This is a genomic window from Bacillus cereus group sp. MG4, from assembly GCF_040460055.1.
GTDB lineage: Bacteria > Bacillota > Bacilli > Bacillales > Bacillaceae_G > Bacillus_A > Bacillus_A wiedmannii.
Genome location: NZ_JARVGZ010000001.1, coordinates 4842632 through 4860387, shown reverse-complemented (window position 1 = coordinate 4860387; position 17756 = coordinate 4842632). Strand labels below are relative to the sequence as shown.

Below are 17756 nucleotides of genomic sequence, written 5' to 3'. Positions count from 1 at the left end.
ATAGGTGAGGAAAGCTTCTCCCACCTATCAAACACTTATTTCACAAGCTGGATAAAAGATTTCAATTTCCCTGCTGCATGGACATATGCTCTCGCCGAAGCTTCCAATACGTCTTGTGCAACACCAAAACCTGATACTTGATGCGTTCCTTCTTTTAATTCAACATGAACATGAGCCAGTGCATCTTGACCTTGTGTAATAGATTGTATGCGATAATCCGCCAATTCACATTCTAATCCTAAAATTCTTTGGATTGCATTATAAATTGCTTCAATACTACCAGAACCAGTGGCTGCATCTTCGTATACATTTCCTTCTTCGTCTTTTAGCACAACTGTCGCGCATTGTGTACTATTTGATACGAAATGAACTTGTAGTTGCGTAATGTTATATTGCTGAGCCGCAAATGCTGATTCCCCAAGCATAAGTGCACGTAAATCTTCCTCAGTAATTTCCTTTTTACGATCAGCTAATTTTTTAAATGCTTCAAATACTGCATCCCGCTCTTCGTTTGTAAATTCATAGCCAAGCTCTTTCATTTTTTCTGTAAACGCGTGACGTCCAGAATGTTTTCCAAGTACGAATAGATTTTGAGATTCGCCTATTAGCGCTGGTTCAATAATTTCATATGTTGTCACTTCTTTTAAAACACCATCTTGATGAATTCCGGATTCATGAGCAAATGCATTCGCTCCAACGATCGCTTTATTTTTCGGTACAACCATACCTGTTAATCTGCTTACTAATGTACTCGTCGCTTTAATTTCTTTTAGCGTCATAGAAGACTCCGCTTTATAGAGATCTTTTCTAATATGAAGAGCAACTGCGACCTCTTCTAGCGCCGCATTCCCTGCTCTTTCTCCAATTCCATTAATTGTTCCTTCTACTTGCAACGCTCCGCCTTCAACCGCAGCTAATGAATTTGCTACTGCCATCCCAAGATCATCGTGACAATGACAAGAGAAAATTGCTTTTTCATATGAAGGAACGGATTCTTGTAAGTATTTAAAAAGAGAATAATATTCTTCTGGATTTGTATATCCAACTGTATCTGGAATATTAATTACATTCGCTCCTGCACGAATCGCAACTTCAACTGCTTCAGCTAAAAAATCTCTTGCTGTTCTTGTCGCATCTTCTGCAGAAAATTGTACTGTCGGAAATAATGATTTCCCGAGTGTAACCGAGCGGTGAATACTATCTAATACATCTTCTTTTGACATACAAAGTTTATATTTCATATGAATATCACTTGTAGCTAAAAATACGTGTAGACGAGGAGATACAGCACCTTTCACCGCTTCATATGCTCTTCGAATATCACTTTCTTTCGCTCTAGCTAAACTCATAACTGTAGCATTTTGAATGGTATTTGCGATGCGTTTTACCGATTGAAAATCCCCTTCGGAAGCTGCTGCAAAACCAGCTTCCATGACATTAATACCTAGTCTCTCTAATTGCCTTGCAATTTGCAATTTCTCTTGTTCATTTAAATTCACTCCTGGTGATTGTTCGCCATCACGTAGCGTCGTATCCATGAACAAAATCTGCTTCATATTATTTGACCCCTGCCTTTACTCGCGGCTGTACAAACGGCATCATTTCACGTAATTTACGTCCAACTACTTCAATTTCGTGTTCATTCTCTTTCTCATTTGTCGCATGGAAATTTGGTTTTCCTGCTTTATGCTCTGCAATCCAGCCTCTTGCAAATGTACCATCTTGAATTTCTGCTAGCACTGTACCCATCGCTTTCTTCGTATCTTCCGTTACAACGCGTGGTCCTGATACGAAGTCGCCCCACTGCGCTGTATCTGAAACTGAATACCTCATATTTTCAAGTCCGCCTTCATACATAAGGTCAACGATTAGTTTTAGTTCATGTAAACATTCAAAATATGCAAGTTCCGGTTGATAACCAGCTTCAACTAACGTTTCAAATCCAGCTTTTACTAGCGCAGTTACTCCGCCGCAAAGTACAGCTTGCTCTCCAAATAAATCTGTTTCTGTTTCTTCTTTAAATGTCGTTTCTAATACACCAGCTCTCGTCGCTCCAATTCCATCGGCATAAGAAAGTGCCTTTTCAGTCGCAACTCCTGTTGCATCTTGGTATACTGCAAATAATGCAGGAACAGCTCCACCTTCAGCAAATGTACGGCGCACAAGATGCCCTGGACCTTTTGGCGCTACTAGAAATACATCTACATTAGCTGGTGGTTTCACTTGATCAAAGTGAACATTAAATCCGTGTGCAAAAACGAGAGAATTTCCTGCCTTTAAATTTGGCGCAATTTCCGCTTCATATACTTCTGGCTGGAGTTCATCTGGTAGTAGAATCATTACTACATCAGCTTTTTCCGCTGCTTCTGCTACTGTATATACAGAAAACCCATCTTCTTTCGCTTTATCCCAAGACTTCCCTTTTCTTAAACCTACTACTACATCAAATCCGTTATCACGTAAGTTTTGCGCATGCGCATGACCTTGCGAACCATATCCAATGATTGCTACTTTCTTTTCTTTTAATACATTTACCGTTACATCTTTCTCATAATAAACTTTTGTCATTTTCATTTCCCCCTATATTTAAATGATTATTGAATTAACATAACTTGCTTATCTTGTTTTTTCATACTACGCGTAAATGCTGTTACACCTGTTCTAGCAATCTCTTTCAAACCATACGGACGAAGTAATTCAATTAATGCTTCTACTTTCTCCTGCGTACCAGTTACTTGCACAACTATGGAATCCTTCCCAACATCTATTACAGCGGCTCGAAACGGTTCAATTAAACTATATAATTCTGCTCTTGCTACCGATGTTGCTACTTTAATAAGTGCAAGTTCTCTTGCGATCATCGCTTCTTCTGTAATATCTGATACTTTCAGAACATCAATTTGCTTATGAAGTTGTTTAATTAACTGCTCCACTTGCTGTTCATTTTCAACGTGTACAACAATCGTCATCCGCGATATGTCCGATGATTCCGTATGACCTACTGAAATACTTTCAATATTAAAATGTCTTCGTGTCATAACACCCGTAATTCGGTTTAACACACCACTTTGATTTCGAACTGTCGCTGTAACAATTCTCTTCACCTTTTTTCCACTCCCTCCATTTGGTGAACACCTTTCCCTGGCGCAACCATCGGCATTACCTTTTCTGATTGAAGTACACGGCAATCAATTACGACTGGTTCTTGTAATTCAATCGCCTGCTGTATTTGCTTCTTTGCAAGAAGTGGATCATCTATACGAACTCCTTTTATGCCATACGCATTAGCAAGAGCGACGAAATCTGGTTGACACGACAGTAAAGAGTGCGAGTATCTTTGATTATAAAATTCATCTTGCCATTGTCTTACCATTCCTAAAGCTTCATTATTTAAAATAAATACTTTAACAGGCAATGAGTGTTCTTTTAACACACTTAATTCTTGCAAGGTCATTTGAAATCCAGCGTCACCTACAATTGCAATAACTAGTTCCTCAGGCTTTGCAATTTGCGCACCAATTGCTGCTGGAAATCCGAAGCCCATCGTTCCTAATCCTCCTGAAGTTACCCATTTATCAGGAGTTTTGAGCGGATAATATTGGGCTGCCCACATTTGATGTTGCCCAACATCTGTTGTTACAATCGCTTCTCCTTTCGTAATTTTATATAACATGTCAATTGCGTATTGAGGCTTAATACTTTCCGAATTCCTTTTATAAGATAGTGGATACTGTTCTTTTCTACTCTTTAATAAAGAGAGCCAATTATGATGATTTTCTTTCCTTCCTTCTGGTTGAAGTAATACTTCCAGCGCTCGCTTAGCACTTGCAACAATTGGAATTTCAGTCGGCACATTTTTTCCGATTTCTGCTGGATCAATATCAATATGCGCAACAGTCGCCTCTTTAGCAAAATAAGCCAAATTTCCAGTAAGGCGATCATCAAATCTTGCACCTATATTAATAAGTAAGTCGCATTCATATAAAGCCATATTGGCTGTGTAAGAACCGTGCATTCCTCCCATCCCTAGAAAAAGTTCATCATCTGGCGGAAACCCACCGAGACCAAGTAATGTATGCACAACAGGAATTTTATATTTACGAGCAAAACTTGTTAATTCTTTCGAAGCCTTCGCATGCAATACACCTGCTCCAGCTAAAATTAACGGCTTGTTTGCAGCCTTAATTGCTTGTAATAATTTGTTTATTTGGAGTAAATTCGGTTCATAATTAGGGTTGTATCCTGGTAAATCCATTTGTACGTCATTACATCGTTCTCCTTGCTCTACTACCATATCTTTCGGAAGGTCAATAACGACTGGGCCTGGTCTTCCTGTTCTAGCAATATGAAATGCTTCTTTAATAATTCGAGGTAAATCTGAAGCCTTTCGCACTTGATAGTTATGTTTTGTTACCGGCATCGTAAGCCCCATAATATCTGCTTCTTGAAAAGCATCACTTCCAATTAACGTCGTTGCTACTTGCCCTGTAAATACAACAAGTGGTAATGAATCAATCATCGCATCTGCTAGACCCGTAATAACATTTGTAGCACCTGGTCCACTCGTTGCAATGACAACCCCTGGATTACCAGTAATTCTGGCATACCCTTCAGCGGCGTGAATAGCTCCTTGCTCATGCCTTGTTAAAATATGCGGAATTTCACAATCATAGAGTGCATCATAAAGAGGTAAAACAGCACCACCAGGATAACCGAAAATTACTTCTACTCCTTCCTTTTCTAGCGCTTCTAACAATAGCTGTGCACCAGTTGCCAGTTTCTCTTCCGTTTTTGAAGACATTGTTCTTATAAGCCCCCTTTTTGAAAACTTTTATCAATAAAAAAAATCCTACGTCCACACTCCAGCTATGTGCTGAAGGGACGAAAGATTTCGCGGTACCACCCTTCTTCGCAAGAATACTCTTGCCTCAGTGACCCATAAATGAGTCTAGCTAATAACGGAGCTACCGTCTAAGCCTAGACAAATGCTTCAGCTTAGCACTCAAGGGCGATGTTCGTCGACGTGAACCATCGGTTTTCAGCAGCCACCGACTCTCTGTAAGGCTTCACAATCAACTACTCCTCCCTCTCAACGCTTTCGTATATTATAAAGAGTTGTTATCCAACTTTATTTTCTTCGTAAATCTTCTCTCCATCTTCTATAACTAACTTTCGGAATTCTTCTAATAAACGATTCGTATGTGGACCCGTTTGCCCTAAACCAATCGTTCTACCATCTACTGTCGTAACAGCAATTACTTCAGCAGCCGTTCCTGTTAAAAATACTTCATCAGCTACATATACATCATGTCTTGTAAATAACTCTTCTCTAACGTCATATCCAAGTTTTTCACCGATTTCTAAAATAGCGTTTCGTGTAATGCCTTCTAACGCTCCAGCAGAACTTGGTGGTGTAATTAATTTATTTCCTTTTACAATAAACACGTTATCTCCTGAGCCTTCAGCTACGTATCCTTGATCATTTAACATAAGTGCTTCTTGTACTCCAGCTAATTTCGCTTCAATACGAACTAAAATATTGTTTAAGTAATTTAAAGATTTTACTTGAGGCGACAAAACATCTGGACGGTTTCGGCGCGTTGCAACTGTTACAACCGGAATCCCCTTTTCATAATATTCTTGCGGGAATAAAGATAGTTGTTCTGCAATTACTACTACATTCGGTTTCTTACAAGAATCAGGATCTAATCCAAGATTTCCTGCTCCTCTCGATACAACAAGGCGAATGTATCCATTAGATAATTTATTTTGTCGAATCGTCTCAACAACAATATTCGTTACTTCATCTAAAGAATATGGAATTTCTAACATGATGGATTTTGCTGATTCATATAACCGGACAAGATGCTCTCTCAAACGGAAAACATTACCGCTATATACTCTAATTCCTTCAAATACTCCATCGCCATATAAATAACCATGATCATATACTGAAACTTTTGCCTCGTCTTTTGGAACAAATTCTCCATTTAAGAAAATCCATTGCTCGTTCACTGGAAAGCGCCTCCTATGTTCTATGAATTTTTTATTGTTTCCTAGTTTACTCTCCTTTCTAAATAAATCAAGTTAATTTTTAGAAAATTTATAATTTTTAATCGTACGTACATCTTTGATTATATTGATTTAACAGCATTGTTAACGTTTACAAAAAGTCAAAAATTTTTTTTCGCCAATTTTCACTAAAAAAATATTTGTTTAAAAGAAGGATTTTCATCAATTGATACGAATCTATTGTATTCAATAAACGGACGTCCGTTTTTATAAATTCAGGAATATACAACGACTTTTGCTGAAAAAGGGGGAAAATAATAAAAATAAAGCTGTCTAAAAATAACATTCATATTTTTCGTTTCGTAATCATAATCCTATTTTTAAAAAACAATTTGTCAAAATGAAGGAGGAAAGCAATATGGCATGTGTACAAATTAAAGGAACGAGACAAGAGGTAGTAGAAATGCTTCAACTATTTGATCTAATGGATACGAAAGGTTTTTGTAAATTCGATAATTATGTAGAGGTAGAACCAAATAATAAAGAACATAATAATTTTATTGCTTCAATTGACATTCATTCAAATACTTCTTCTGCCCAAGATACTTTAAACGATCAATTCGTAAGTCAAATGCTTACTGGTGTATATAACGACTAAACAAAGATTTACTTCCTACCATCTTTTCATAAATATATGCAGTGGACTTGGGCATACTAGCAACTAGATGGTAGGAGGTGAGAATTATGGCTAGAATTGGCGTTGAAAACTCATTAACAGATGTTCAACAAGCTCTTCAGCAACAGGGACATGAAGTTGTTACCCTGGGCTCCGAACATGATGCACAAGGGTGCGATTGTTGTGTTGTAACTGGGCAAGATTCTAATATGATGGGTATTGCAGATGCATCAATTAAGGGATCGGTAATTGCAGCTCATGGTTTAACAACAGATGAAATTTGTCAGCAAGTTGAGAGCCGCACTTAAATGTATTATACAAAAAGAAAGAGGACTCCTTTTGAAAAGGAGTCCTCTTTTTTATATTCACCTAACGGGAAAGTAACATATACTGGATGAAAGCCCTACCTCTCTCTCATCATTACGGTTCCACTGACCGCTCCTTGATTCACTAGTATACATATAAAGCCTACAATAATAATTTATAGGGTTTGTTCACAAAAGTTGTTGGTAAGACTACCCGATCTTTTGCAAACTTTTCGTATTATATTTATAAGATTTATTTACTTTACACTAGCTGTAACCGAGACACGAATTAAAATTTTAACACCAATACAATAACTTGTCAACATTTTTCACAAATTAAAAACAGACAGTAACGGTTTGTCTGTTTTAGAATGGAGCTTTTTCTTTTATTACATATACAACAAAACCGCTTACTAACATACATAAGCCAACTACTAAGTTTTTGATATTAATCATAAATTCCTCTCCCTTATTCCACACATCATATATATTTACAGTTCAATTATTCCGATCATCTTAAAGCGCACTTTTTCTAATATATCATAATTCCTAAAAAATGCAAGTTCACTTTTGGCGACCATTTACAAATTTATCTACAGTGCTTGGTACCGTATTTAAAGCCTTTTCAATTAAATGTGTACTACTATTGAGGTGTAATACTTGCACACCGTTAGAACCGACTACTAAAAAAGCAACTGGGCTAATAGAAACCCCAGCCCCGCTTCCGCCTCCAAATGGATGGCTTTGCTTGTTCTCTTTATGCTTCCCTTGTCCGTTATTATGCTTTTCGGAAATAAAATCACCTTTAAAGTCACTTCCGCCGGCACCAAAACCAAAAGCCACTTGAGATACTGTTAATACTACATTTCCATCAGCTGTTGAAACTGGACTTCCGACAATCGTATTTACATCTACCATCTCTTTTAAATTTGTCATTGCTGTTTTCATTAAATCTTCAATTGGATGTTCCATTATGTATTGCACCCTTTCCTCATTATTCTTTTTTATACTTTCCAAAATAGAGGAAGTCATACTAACTTTTCCTATTTCAAAAAAACAATTCTACTCTTCTAAGTGGAATTACGCCTTGTACTCGCTCGGATAAAGTGAAACTTTAATCAGCAGGGCTTTGTTCATCACCCACTGATTATTAGCCATCAGCAATCAGATGTTTACGGCCTATAATAGCAGGATAAAAAAGAAAAAGAGATGCATACTACTATTGAACCTTGTTATGAAAGGAGTCATGACTTTGACTGAGAAATTTGATGAGTATAAAAAAAGAGATAGAATAGATAGTGATTATAGTGACTATAAAGAAGAATATGCAGCTGAGGTTGCACCACAGCGCATTGATTATGATTACGATGAGAAAGATAATAAAGATGATGTAAGATCGTCCGCCGCTGGATCAACTGCTGGCTTTATCGCTCTTGCTCTATCTATCTTATCACTCTTCACTTTCCCAACATTATTTGGTCTTGTTTCTGTATTACTAGGGATTTACGCTTATAATCGCGGAGCTACTGTAACTGGTGGGATCGCTGCAATTGTCGGCGGAATTGCTGCACTCATTGCAATTTTATTCCGAGTAGCGCTTGTCGGATTATTGTTCTCCCTTTTTTAAAAAGAAAAAGGTATCTCGCTTTATGCGGGATACCTTATCCTGTAAATACATCTTCCGATGGATATTTAATTTTTTGTTTTGCTGGTCGTGCTAAAGAAAAGACAAGTGTTAACGGTCCAATTAATCCGCAAAACATAACAAACATAATAATACATTTTCCAAACGCTGATAACTTCGCAGTAATCCCCATCGTTAACCCTACTGTACCAAATGCTGAAATTGTTTCAAATAGTAACTGAATAAAACTAAAGTCTTCTGTAAGCATTAATACAAATACTGCTGCAAAAATGAGGATTTGACTGGCAACAGCAATCGCTAACGCTCTCGTTACTGTCGACATTTTAATTGTACGCTGAAATAAAACGATTTCCTCTTTCTTTCTAAAGAAAGAAAGGACAGATGTAACTAAAATAACAAACGTTGTTAATTTAATTCCTCCACCCGTTGATACACTTCCTGCACCAATAAACATTAAAACCATCGTAAATAATATAGATGATTCTTCCATACCTCCGTAGTCAACTGTATTAAATCCAGCAGTACGAGGAGTAATACCTTGGAAGAAAGAAGCCCATAACTTTTCATTTAAAGGTAAATTCCCTAACGTCTTCACATTATTATATTCCAATACAAAAATCACAATCATTGCTATAACATTTAACGCTACTGTTCCAACAATCATGATTTTAGAATGAAGTGATAATTTTCGAAAGCTACGACTATACCATATATCAATTAATACGGTAAAACCGAGACCACCAATTACGATTAATGAGCAAATCCCAATATTAACAATAGGATCTCCTACATACCTTGTTAAATTATCCGGCCATAGAGCAAATCCAGCATTATTATAAGATGCAATAACGTGAAAAATACTATAGTATACACCTTTTCCAAAGCCAAACTCTGGAACAAAGCGAAACGATAAAAAGATGACTCCAATAAGCTCAATACAAATTGAAAATATAAAGGCACGTTTTACTAATTTTACGAGACCACCTATATTTGTCTGATTAAATGCCTCTCCGATTAATAATCGATGGCGTAACCCGATTTTTTTACCTAATACCCAAACAATTAAAATGGCAATTGTCATAAGACCTAAACCACCTGTTTGAATTAAAAACATAATAACAATCTCGCCAAACATTGTAAACGTACTTGCAGTATCTACTACTCCTAATCCCGTTACAGTTGCTGCTGACGTTGCCGTAAAGAAAGCATCTACCCAACTAATATGTACTTTCGTTGCGAATGGTAACTTTAATAACAAACCGCCAACCACAATTAAGCAGAAAAAACCTAGTGCTAATATTTGTGGTGGATTTAATCGTATAAAACGATTATACAGCCCTTGTCTTTTTGTTACTTCCATATTCACTAACTCCCTTTTCCCCTCATAACTAAAGGCTTATAAGAAACCTTACATAGCGGGATAAACCTTATATTCTTATAATATAGTTGAGCATAATCCTTTTTTTTTAAGATTTCAACTTTTATTTATACTCGAACTCCACTTCATTTTATGACAAGAAACTTTCTATTATATTTATTCGTACTCTACAACTCTCGCAACAATCATTTTATATGTATCATTTCTCAAATTCTCATACCTTTCACTCTATGTTCACACCAAGGTCACATCCACCTTTTATAGTATATGTATCGGAGCTGTTCCTCCCTAATTTATAAAACATTCCCCAGTGTCTTGAACAGCTTTCCATCCCTAATTAAATTGACATAAATTGTCCCCTTCCTTGACCATCTCTTATGCGATGGTCTTATTTTTTGTTTACTCTATCTTCTATTTAAAACTCCCTCTCTCTTTCACTCTATGTTCACACCAAGGTCACATCCACCTTTTATAGTATGAGGGTGTTGCAAAACTCATAAATATTCAAAAATAAATGCATAAAAAAATCCGTTTTCCTGGAAGAATGATAGTACCCTAAACTATCTCCAGAAAGGACGGATTTACTAGTATGATAACCAATTTTGATCACAATCAATCCATTTTACACATTTTATTTGCCTACGTAGACAGTTTAACCATTGGAGGCGTTCCGCCTATTACAGGCCGCCCACCTATCTGTAGAAAAGCTTTACTCAAATGTTTTTTTGTGAAAACGGTATTCCAAATCAATTCATTACGTAAGTTAACTCGCTTTTTGCATCAATATCCTTCATTTCGTGTATCTTGTGGTCTTTCCTTTGTTCCTCATATATCCACTTTCTCACGTGTAGGAACTTGGTTTCGCAATGAAGGTATTCCGTTGATTCATAAACAAACTCTTGAAGAAATGAATTTAGGATTAATTCCGTGTGTTTTAATTGATAGCACTGCCTTACGGAGTAGTTTATATGATTCCCAAGCAAAATGGGGGAAATCTACTCGTTATGGTTGGTATAAGGGATATAAAGCTCATGTCTGTTCTACACCAGAAGGTGTTGTATTGTCGTATGCATTTACAACAGCGAACGTACATGATAGCAAAATGGCTCCTGTATTGCTTCAAGATATACAAAATCAAAATGTGTTATTTTCCATTGCAGATGCTGCTTATGATAGTCAGCGCATTTATGAAATTGCAAAAACATGTGATATTTTTGCGGTGAATCCAATTAACCCACGTAATGGCGAACAAAGCAAAAGTACACATCGCCGTGTATTATCTCATTTTGCACAAACCATCTTTGGCAAACAGTTGATGAAAGAGCGTGGGAAAATTGAACAACAGTTTGGTCATCTCAAAGATAAAGGGCTGGAACAGCCACGTTGGTATGGTCAAAATCGCTATTTATTACATGTTCAGCTAGTTTTTCTGATTCATAACATTGCATATTTATTTTAGTTTTGCAACACCCTCAGTATATGTATCGAAGTTGTTCCTCCCTAATTTATAAGACATTCCCCAGTGTCTTGAACAACTTCCATCCCTAATTAAATTGACATAAATTGTCCCCTTCCTTTGACCATCTCTTATGCGATGGTCTTATTTTTTGTTTACTCTATCTTCTACTTAAAATTCCCTCTCTCTTTCACTCTATGTTCACACCAAGGTCACATCCACCTTTTATAGTATATGTATCGAAGTTGTTCCTCCCTAATTTATAAGACATTCCCCAGTGTCTTGAACAACTTCCATCCCTAATTAAATTGACATAAATTGTCCCCTTCCTTGACCATCTCTTATGCGATGGTCTTATTTTTTGTTTACTCTATCCTTTATGTAAAACTCCCTCTCTCTTTCACCCTCTGTTCACACCCTGGTCACATCTATCTTTTATAGTATATGTATCGAAGTTGTTCCTCCCTAATTTATAAGACATTCCCCAGTGTCTTGAACAACTTCCATCCCTAATTAAATTGACATAAATTGTCCCCTTCCCTAGACCATCCTATGTGATGGTCTATTTTGTTTTCTAACTAGATTTTCCAACTTTTTTGCTTACTCTAGCAAAAGCAATATATATTTAAATTGATAATTTTATACAAAATATTCAGAAAATATTGTCAAAATAGGTATTTTTTCGGTACAATTAATGTAGAAAGCTATTTTACAAAAAATAAGGGGGGATTTTATTGAAACAAACAAAAGCAATCTTAATCGCATTATTTCTCGGTTTAGTTGTCGGACTCACTTTAAATTTAGCTGCACCATCCATTTTTGAACCATTAAATCAATATGTGTTCAATCCACTTGGTCAATTGTTTATTCGCCTCATTAAAATGCTAGTTGTTCCTGTTGTATTCATTTCTATCGTGCTTGGGGCTGCTGGGCTTGGAGACCCGAAGCAACTTGGACGAATCGGCTTAAAATCAATTTCATTCTTCCTCGTAACAACAGCTGTTGCCATCTCTATTGCAGTTACATTTGCACTTATTATACAACCAGGATCTGGCGGTAACTTTAAAACCGAAGGACTTAAATATGAAGGTGAAAAAACCGAAACATCTTTCGTCGATACATTGCTAAATATCGTGCCAGATAACCCAGCAAAAGCGATGGCTGATGGAAACATGTTACAAATTATTGCCTTTGCCGTATTAATCGGACTCGGTATAGCTATTTTAGGAAAACGGGTTCAAGGTATCCATTCATTACTTGAACAGGGCAACGAATTAATGATGTATCTTGTTAATCTCGTTATGAAATTAGCACCAATCGGAACATTTGGATTGCTCGCTTCATCCGTTGGTAAAATGGGTCTTGCAGGCGTCGCTGCGATGTTCAAGTATATGATTGTCGTTATGCTAGTACTTATTATTCACGGCGTCTTCGTGTATGGCGGATTATTAAAGGTATTAGCAAAAGAAAGTATTGTCCGTTTCTTTAAACATTTCGGACCGGTAATGGCAATTGGGTTTAGTACATCTAGCTCTAATGCATCTCTTCCATTTGCAATGAAAACAGCACAAGAAAAACTTGGTGTTCCAAAAGCGATAAGTTCTTTTGTACAACCACTAGGTGCAACGATTAATATGGATGGCACTGCCATTATGCAAGGTGTAGCAACTGTATTTATCGCTCAAGTATACGGCGTTGAACTTACAGTGACCCAATTAGCTGTCGTCGTATTAACTGCTGTACTAGCTAGTATCGGTACCGCTGGTGTACCAGGTGTTGGACTTGTAATGCTTACGATGGTTTTAAATCAAGTAAATCTACCGGTAGAAGGTATTGCCTTAATTATCGGTATTGATCGCATTTTAGATATGTCAAGAACAGCTGTAAATATTTCCGGAGATGCAATTTGCGCAATGATCGTCGCAAAATCAGAAGAAAAATATAATAAGGATCAATCCGCAGCATCGTAAATCAAAAAAGGAGTGAATTATTTCACTCCTTTTTTGATTTACTTCCTTTTTTCGAACGATATTCTTTTCCTTTGTTATCATTACCAGTCTCAAATTCAGTACTAAACTCTTGCTGAAATTTCCCTGATTTTGGTGAGCCTTGATTTCCGCTCCCTTTACTACCATTTCGATTTGTCATATGTCTGCCCCCTTCCTTTACTAGTAGTATGTTACATATTTTCTTTTTTATAATCTTTTACATACGAAAGAAGACCTTCCTCACATAGGGAAGGTCTTCTCCTTTATTACGTAAGCGTTTTCTTACTTGTAATGAATTAAATAAGTTTTTTAGAAATTGATATCATTATATTCATTTCTTCTTCTGAAAGCGCGGAGAATCTTTCTTGTAAATATTTCTTTTTCTCCCCTTCCATTTTCGCAACTAAATCTTTTCCTTGTTCTGTAATCTCCAAATATACAACTCTGCGATCAGACGTAGAACGTGAACGAGTTACAAAACCTTTATTAATTAATTTTTCTGTAACAGCTGTAATATGACTATTCGACACATTTAACTCATTGGCTACACGTGATACCATTTCTTTATTCGTACGATTCAATATTCTAAGGACGATGAACTCATTCCACGGTATGTAACCACCAAATATCTTTCCAATATCATTACGCAACGTGCGGAACATAGCAAAAACATTTGTCGATAGTTCTTCCATTAATTGCTCTCGATTTTGAGACAACTTTGACAGCCCCTTTTATTTCATTTAGTTAAATAAAAACCTTATTAATAATTTTACATGAAATCTTACTTTTTGTCACCTTATTTTCCCATAATTCGTAGTTTTTTAATAGATATTTCATGATACAATAAAGTTGATTTTCCAGAAAAAGGGGATGAAATAGTGAGTGAAGAAGACAAATTTTCTAATCTCAATCTAAAAGATAAGACTTTGATTATTGGTTTTGTTATTCTGTTTCTCATTATAACTTTTGCATTTATATTCTTTGTATATGTAGCAATCTTTCATATTACAGGTATAGAGTATAGATCACGCACTGCTTTACTTCTATTTTTTCTATTAATCACTTTCTTAGACGGTATTACATTCTTTATCTTCGGTTTCCTCAAGGCGTTGCTATATCCAATGACAAAAAACATGCCAAATTGGCTGGCTATTACTCTTTTTGCAATCATTGAAATTACGCTAGATTGGTTCGTCATTCATACTGCCGATGATTGGATAGAGAGCGTACAACTGTCCAATCTTACTGAATTATGTGTCGTACTATTCTTTTTCCTATTAAATCAATTATTAAGTGACAAGAAAGAGTAAGAATACAAGCTTTTCTATATAAAAATTGGTACAATGAAAATAAATCATACTAAAGAGGTGTTACTTATGAACTTACAACAATGGGCTGATAAAGGTATGTCCTTTGATACATATGTGAATGAAATGAAAGTAAATCAATACGAGCTACTGCACATTTACAATAACTTTTTAATTCCAAATGAATTACTTCCTGTATTAGAAGAACGCAAAAATGATAGCTGGCGTGTTATCGTATTAACAGCTGATTGGTGTGGTGACGCTCTTTTATGCGTACCTGTTATGAAACGAATTTCTGAAGTTGCAAATATTGATATGAGATTATTAATTCGCGATGAAAACTTAGAATTAATAATCTCATATCAATATTTAACAAATGGAACAGCACGTGCCATTCCAATTTTTATTTTCATTGATAAAGATGGAAATGAACAAGCCGTTTGGGGACCACGCGCTCCAAAAGTACAAGAGTTAGTAACTTCAATGCGCGCTACATTGCCTGAAAAAGAAGATCCAACATTCGAAGAGAAACAAAAAGAAATGTACGCTAATTTCCGTGCTACATTAGCTGATGATACTTCTCTTTGGGAACATGTAATGGAAAGCATGATGGAAAAAGTAGTAAAATAAAAAACTGCCGAACTCGGCAGTTTTTTATTACATAATGAAGAAATAGAATACCGCAGCTAAAATGAAACGGTAGTAAGCGAACGGTGTTAGTTTTACACGACCTAATAATTTTAAGAATGAAACAATTGCAAGCATCGCAACAACGAATGCTGTAATAAATCCTGTTGCAAATAACGGAATATCAGCCGCACTTAATATATCCCAGCTTTTAATTAAATCTAAACCACTTGCAGCTACCATCATTGGTACTGCTAAAATAAATGTATATTCAGCCGCCGCTGTATGTGACACGCGAGCTAATAAACCACCACTTATTGTAGAACCAGAACGAGAAAATCCTGGCCAAAGCGCTAAACATTGGAACATCCCAATTGTAAATGCTTGCTTATATGTGATTTCATCTAATGTTCTTGCTGTACTTGGTTTTGAAAACTTCTCAGCAACAATCATTAAAATACCACCAGCCACTAAACTGATGACAACTGGGCCTGGCCCAAATAAAACTTCTTTAATCGCACTATGGAACAATACGCCAAGTATGCCGGCAGGAATCATCCCGATAATAATATGTAATAAATTTAACGATGGTCCATCTGTTACTTTTCCTATACCTACTAAAGACCATAGACGCTTCCAAAATATAACAACAACTGCTAAAATCGATCCCAATTGAATAACAACTTCGAAAACTTTCGCTCTCTCGTCGTCAAATCCAAGTAAATGACCTGTTAAAATCATATGTCCTGTTGATGAAACTGGTAAAAACTCTGTTAAACCTTCAACAGCACCCATGATTATTCCAATTAACCAATCAGCCACGAGTAGTGCCTCCTTAATAACGAATATGTAATTTTTCACACCTTATCATAATACCTTATCCCCTTTTAAAGTGCATCTTTTTTTTATTGATTGTACATGTTGTATGCGCGTATTTCTTTTCTATTTTTTGATTAAATTGTATGATAGTAAGAGTTTGTTTTTTTAGCGGAAAGGGGATTTTATGAAGGAAACTAATTCATTCTCACAAAAATTAAAGCAATTTGTATTACTATTTTTCCCGATTTTCGTAACGCAAATGTCATTATTTGCAATGAGTTTTTTCGATACGACAATGTCAGGGCACGCAAGTCCTATTGATTTAGCTGGTGTTGCTATCGGAACAAGTATATGGCTTCCCGTTAGTACCGGATTAACAGGAATTTTAATGGCTACTATTCCAATTGTTGCGCAGCTCGTTGGATCAAAGAAAAAAGAGGATGTTCCCCAAGTTGTCATACAAGCAGTATATTTAGCAATTTGTGCTAGTTTCGTGGTCATCCTTATCGGTTTCTTCGCTGTTTCACCTATTTTAAACGGCATGCGCCTGGAAGAACCAGTGGAACGTATTGCGGCACAATTTTTAAGTATTATTGCAATTGGAATTATCCCTTTATTTACTTACACTGTTTTACGCGGCTTTATTGATGCATTAGGAAAAACTCGCACAACGATGATCATTACATTACTATCATTACCAATTAACGTAGTATTAAATTATGTATTAATTTTCGGTCATTTCGGTTTTCCAAAACTCGGTGGTGTTGGAGCGGCAATTGCTTCTGCAGCAACCTATTGGTGCATTTTAATCATTACCGTTATTATTATTCGTACGAAAGAGCCTTTCGCATCTTTCAATATATTTAAACAATTATATCGTCCTTCTCTTTCAAGTTGGACTGAATTCTTAAAACTCGGCGTCCCTATTGGATTTGCTATCTTTTTTGAAACGAGTATTTTTGCTGCGGTGACACTTATGATGAGTAATTTTAGTACGACAACAATCGCAGCTCATCAAGCGGCTATGAACTTCGCTTCCTTGTTATATATGACTCCTTTAAGTTTAGCAATGGCAATGACCATCGCTGTTGGATTTGAAGTTGGAGCAAAGCGATACAATAACGCAAAACAATATGGATTCATCGGGATTGGCTTAGCACTTGCATTTGCCCTATTATATTCAATTCTTCTCTACTTCTTTGACGATGAAATTGCTTCTATTTATACGACAGATATACAAGTTCATCATTTAGCAAAAGAATTTCTTATATTTGCGATTTTATTTCAAATTTCAGATGCAATTGCAACTCCCGTACAAGGGGCACTGCGTGGTTATAAAGATGTCAATGTCGCCTTAATTATGACGCTAATTGCTTATTGGGTAATCGGTCTTCCTCTTGGCTACATATTAGCAACTTATACGGAATGGGCAGCGAAAGGTTATTGGATCGGTCTTATTATCGGTCTAGCATTTGGAGCTAGCTTCCTACTTATCCGTCTCTTTCAAGTCCAGAGAAAATATACAACGCAAAACAGCCGCTAA

General features: G+C 36.3%; 19 protein-coding genes, 1 pseudogene and 1 other annotated feature. Of the genes and pseudogenes, 8 read left to right on the top strand and 12 right to left on the bottom strand.

What is annotated here, in order from left to right; all coding sequences use genetic code 11:
* Window positions 1–35: 35 nt before the first annotated feature.
* From leuA to QCI41_RS25645, 6 genes and pseudogenes are all read right to left on the bottom strand, one after another.
* Complete coding sequence (gene leuA / locus QCI41_RS25670) at window positions 36–1556, bottom strand: 2-isopropylmalate synthase (protein ID WP_353836333.1); 1521 nt, start codon at window positions 1554–1556, stop codon at window positions 36–38.
* A gap of 1 nt (window position 1557) precedes the next feature.
* Window positions 1558–2574, bottom strand: coding sequence for a ketol-acid reductoisomerase (gene ilvC / locus QCI41_RS25665; protein ID WP_097857419.1), 1017 nt, complete (start codon window positions 2572–2574; stop codon window positions 1558–1560).
* 20 nt (window positions 2575–2594) lie between these two features.
* On the bottom strand, window positions 2595–3104 hold the full coding sequence (gene ilvN, locus QCI41_RS25660) for an acetolactate synthase small subunit (protein ID WP_000822948.1): 510 nt from the start codon (window positions 3102–3104) through the stop codon (window positions 2595–2597).
* Window positions 3101–4801, bottom strand: a complete 1701-nt coding sequence (gene ilvB / locus QCI41_RS25655) for an acetolactate synthase large subunit (protein ID WP_353836334.1) — start codon at window positions 4799–4801, stop codon at window positions 3101–3103. The genes ilvN and ilvB overlap by 4 nt, the downstream gene beginning before the upstream one ends.
* Window positions 4802–4874: 73 nt before the next feature.
* Window positions 4875–5102, bottom strand: a binding site (T-box leader).
* Window positions 5103–5118: 16 nt separating this feature from the next.
* Window positions 5119–6015, bottom strand: a complete 897-nt coding sequence (ilvE, locus tag QCI41_RS25650; protein WP_001005497.1) for a branched-chain-amino-acid transaminase — start codon at window positions 6013–6015, stop codon at window positions 5119–5121.
* 141 nt (window positions 6016–6156) lie between these two features.
* Window positions 6157–6362, bottom strand: a pseudogene (locus QCI41_RS25645) (hypothetical protein).
* A gap of 68 nt (window positions 6363–6430) precedes the next feature.
* Here QCI41_RS25645 and QCI41_RS25640 point away from each other — a divergent pair.
* Window positions 6431–6670 carry a DUF3911 family protein gene (locus QCI41_RS25640; RefSeq protein WP_000752504.1) on the top strand — a complete coding sequence of 80 codons (240 nt, stop codon included), beginning with the start codon at window positions 6431–6433 and terminating at the stop codon, window positions 6668–6670.
* Window positions 6671–6756: 86 nt separating this feature from the next.
* Window positions 6757–6996, top strand: coding sequence for a YkuS family protein (locus tag QCI41_RS25635; protein WP_000101010.1), 240 nt, complete (start codon window positions 6757–6759; stop codon window positions 6994–6996).
* A 363-nt stretch (window positions 6997–7359) separates the two neighbouring features.
* Here QCI41_RS25635 and QCI41_RS25630 read toward each other — a convergent pair whose 3' ends face one another.
* Both QCI41_RS25630 and ytfJ read right to left on the bottom strand, forming a co-directional pair.
* The gene (locus QCI41_RS25630; protein WP_000608225.1) at window positions 7360–7449 is read right to left on the bottom strand and encodes a hypothetical protein; all 90 of its coding nucleotides are present in this window, start codon (window positions 7447–7449) and stop codon (window positions 7360–7362) included.
* Window positions 7450–7557: 108 nt separating this feature from the next.
* The gene (gene ytfJ / locus QCI41_RS25625) at window positions 7558–8025 is read right to left on the bottom strand and encodes a GerW family sporulation protein (protein ID WP_052767434.1); all 468 of its coding nucleotides are present in this window, start codon (window positions 8023–8025) and stop codon (window positions 7558–7560) included.
* A gap of 202 nt (window positions 8026–8227) precedes the next feature.
* Here ytfJ and QCI41_RS25620 point away from each other — a divergent pair, with 202 nt between their 5' ends.
* Window positions 8228–8620, top strand: a complete 393-nt coding sequence (locus QCI41_RS25620; protein WP_002007169.1) for a hypothetical protein — start codon at window positions 8228–8230, stop codon at window positions 8618–8620.
* Between the two features lie 34 nt (window positions 8621–8654).
* On the opposite strand, the gene QCI41_RS25615 is transcribed toward QCI41_RS25620, so the two are convergent.
* Window positions 8655–9998: a TrkH family potassium uptake protein gene (locus QCI41_RS25615; protein ID WP_353836335.1), complete on the bottom strand. Its 1344-nt coding sequence runs from the start codon at window positions 9996–9998 to the stop codon at window positions 8655–8657.
* Between the two features lie 607 nt (window positions 9999–10605).
* Between QCI41_RS25615 and QCI41_RS25610 the strand changes: the two genes are divergently transcribed.
* Window positions 10606–11475 (top strand): transposase, encoded by an 870-nt coding sequence (locus QCI41_RS25610; protein ID WP_353836336.1) that lies wholly within the window; start codon window positions 10606–10608, stop codon window positions 11473–11475.
* A gap of 731 nt (window positions 11476–12206) precedes the next feature.
* On the top strand, window positions 12207–13442 hold the full coding sequence (locus QCI41_RS25605) for a dicarboxylate/amino acid:cation symporter (RefSeq protein WP_353836337.1): 1236 nt from the start codon (window positions 12207–12209) through the stop codon (window positions 13440–13442).
* A gap of 22 nt (window positions 13443–13464) precedes the next feature.
* Here QCI41_RS25605 and QCI41_RS25600 read toward each other — a convergent pair whose 3' ends face one another.
* Both QCI41_RS25600 and QCI41_RS25595 read right to left on the bottom strand, forming a co-directional pair.
* Window positions 13465–13620 carry an imidazoleglycerol-phosphate dehydratase gene (locus tag QCI41_RS25600; RefSeq protein ID WP_353836338.1) on the bottom strand — a complete coding sequence of 52 codons (156 nt, stop codon included), beginning with the start codon at window positions 13618–13620 and terminating at the stop codon, window positions 13465–13467.
* Between the two features lie 136 nt (window positions 13621–13756).
* A complete protein-coding gene (locus QCI41_RS25595; protein WP_000081442.1) occupies window positions 13757–14176 on the bottom strand; it encodes a MarR family winged helix-turn-helix transcriptional regulator in 420 nt (139 codons plus the stop codon).
* 162 nt (window positions 14177–14338) lie between these two features.
* Here QCI41_RS25595 and QCI41_RS25590 point away from each other — a divergent pair, with 162 nt between their 5' ends.
* Window positions 14339–14770 carry a regulatory YrvL family protein gene (locus QCI41_RS25590; RefSeq protein WP_353836339.1) on the top strand — a complete coding sequence of 144 codons (432 nt, stop codon included), beginning with the start codon at window positions 14339–14341 and terminating at the stop codon, window positions 14768–14770.
* A gap of 33 nt (window positions 14771–14803) precedes the next feature.
* Window positions 14804–15397 (top strand): thioredoxin family protein, encoded by a 594-nt coding sequence (locus QCI41_RS25585; protein ID WP_353836340.1) that lies wholly within the window; start codon window positions 14804–14806, stop codon window positions 15395–15397.
* A gap of 27 nt (window positions 15398–15424) precedes the next feature.
* Here QCI41_RS25585 and uppP read toward each other — a convergent pair whose 3' ends face one another.
* Window positions 15425–16216, bottom strand: a complete 792-nt coding sequence (uppP, locus tag QCI41_RS25580; RefSeq protein ID WP_000796242.1) for a bacitracin resistance undecaprenyl-diphosphatase — start codon at window positions 16214–16216, stop codon at window positions 15425–15427.
* 181 nt (window positions 16217–16397) lie between these two features.
* Between uppP and QCI41_RS25575 the strand changes: the two genes are divergently transcribed.
* Window positions 16398–17756, top strand: coding sequence for an MATE family efflux transporter (locus QCI41_RS25575; protein ID WP_353836341.1), 1359 nt, complete (start codon window positions 16398–16400; stop codon window positions 17754–17756).

Coding starts and splice junctions, on each gene's coding strand:
- QCI41_RS25615 (WP_353836335.1), bottom strand. CDS start 9,998: ATGGAAGTAACAAAAAGACAAGGGCTGTATAATCGTTTTATACGATTA.
- QCI41_RS25610 (WP_353836336.1), top strand. CDS start 10,606: ATGATAACCAATTTTGATCACAATCAATCCATTTTACACATTTTATTT.
- QCI41_RS25630 (WP_000608225.1), bottom strand. CDS start 7,449: ATGATTAATATCAAAAACTTAGTAGTTGGCTTATGTATGTTAGTAAGC.
- ilvB (WP_353836334.1), bottom strand. CDS start 4,801: ATGTCTTCAAAAACGGAAGAGAAACTGGCAACTGGTGCACAGCTATTG.
- QCI41_RS25585 (WP_353836340.1), top strand. CDS start 14,804: ATGAAAATAAATCATACTAAAGAGGTGTTACTTATGAACTTACAACAA.
- QCI41_RS25600 (WP_353836338.1), bottom strand. CDS start 13,620: ATGACAAATCGAAATGGTAGTAAAGGGAGCGGAAATCAAGGCTCACCA.
- QCI41_RS25635 (WP_000101010.1), top strand. CDS start 6,757: ATGGCTAGAATTGGCGTTGAAAACTCATTAACAGATGTTCAACAAGCT.
- ilvC (WP_097857419.1), bottom strand. CDS start 2,574: ATGAAAATGACAAAAGTTTATTATGAGAAAGATGTAACGGTAAATGTA.
- leuA (WP_353836333.1), bottom strand. CDS start 1,556: ATGAAGCAGATTTTGTTCATGGATACGACGCTACGTGATGGCGAACAA.
- ytfJ (WP_052767434.1), bottom strand. CDS start 8,025: ATGACTTCCTCTATTTTGGAAAGTATAAAAAAGAATAATGAGGAAAGG.
- QCI41_RS25640 (WP_000752504.1), top strand. CDS start 6,431: ATGGCATGTGTACAAATTAAAGGAACGAGACAAGAGGTAGTAGAAATG.
- QCI41_RS25575 (WP_353836341.1), top strand. CDS start 16,398: ATGAAGGAAACTAATTCATTCTCACAAAAATTAAAGCAATTTGTATTA.
- QCI41_RS25620 (WP_002007169.1), top strand. CDS start 8,228: ATGAAAGGAGTCATGACTTTGACTGAGAAATTTGATGAGTATAAAAAA.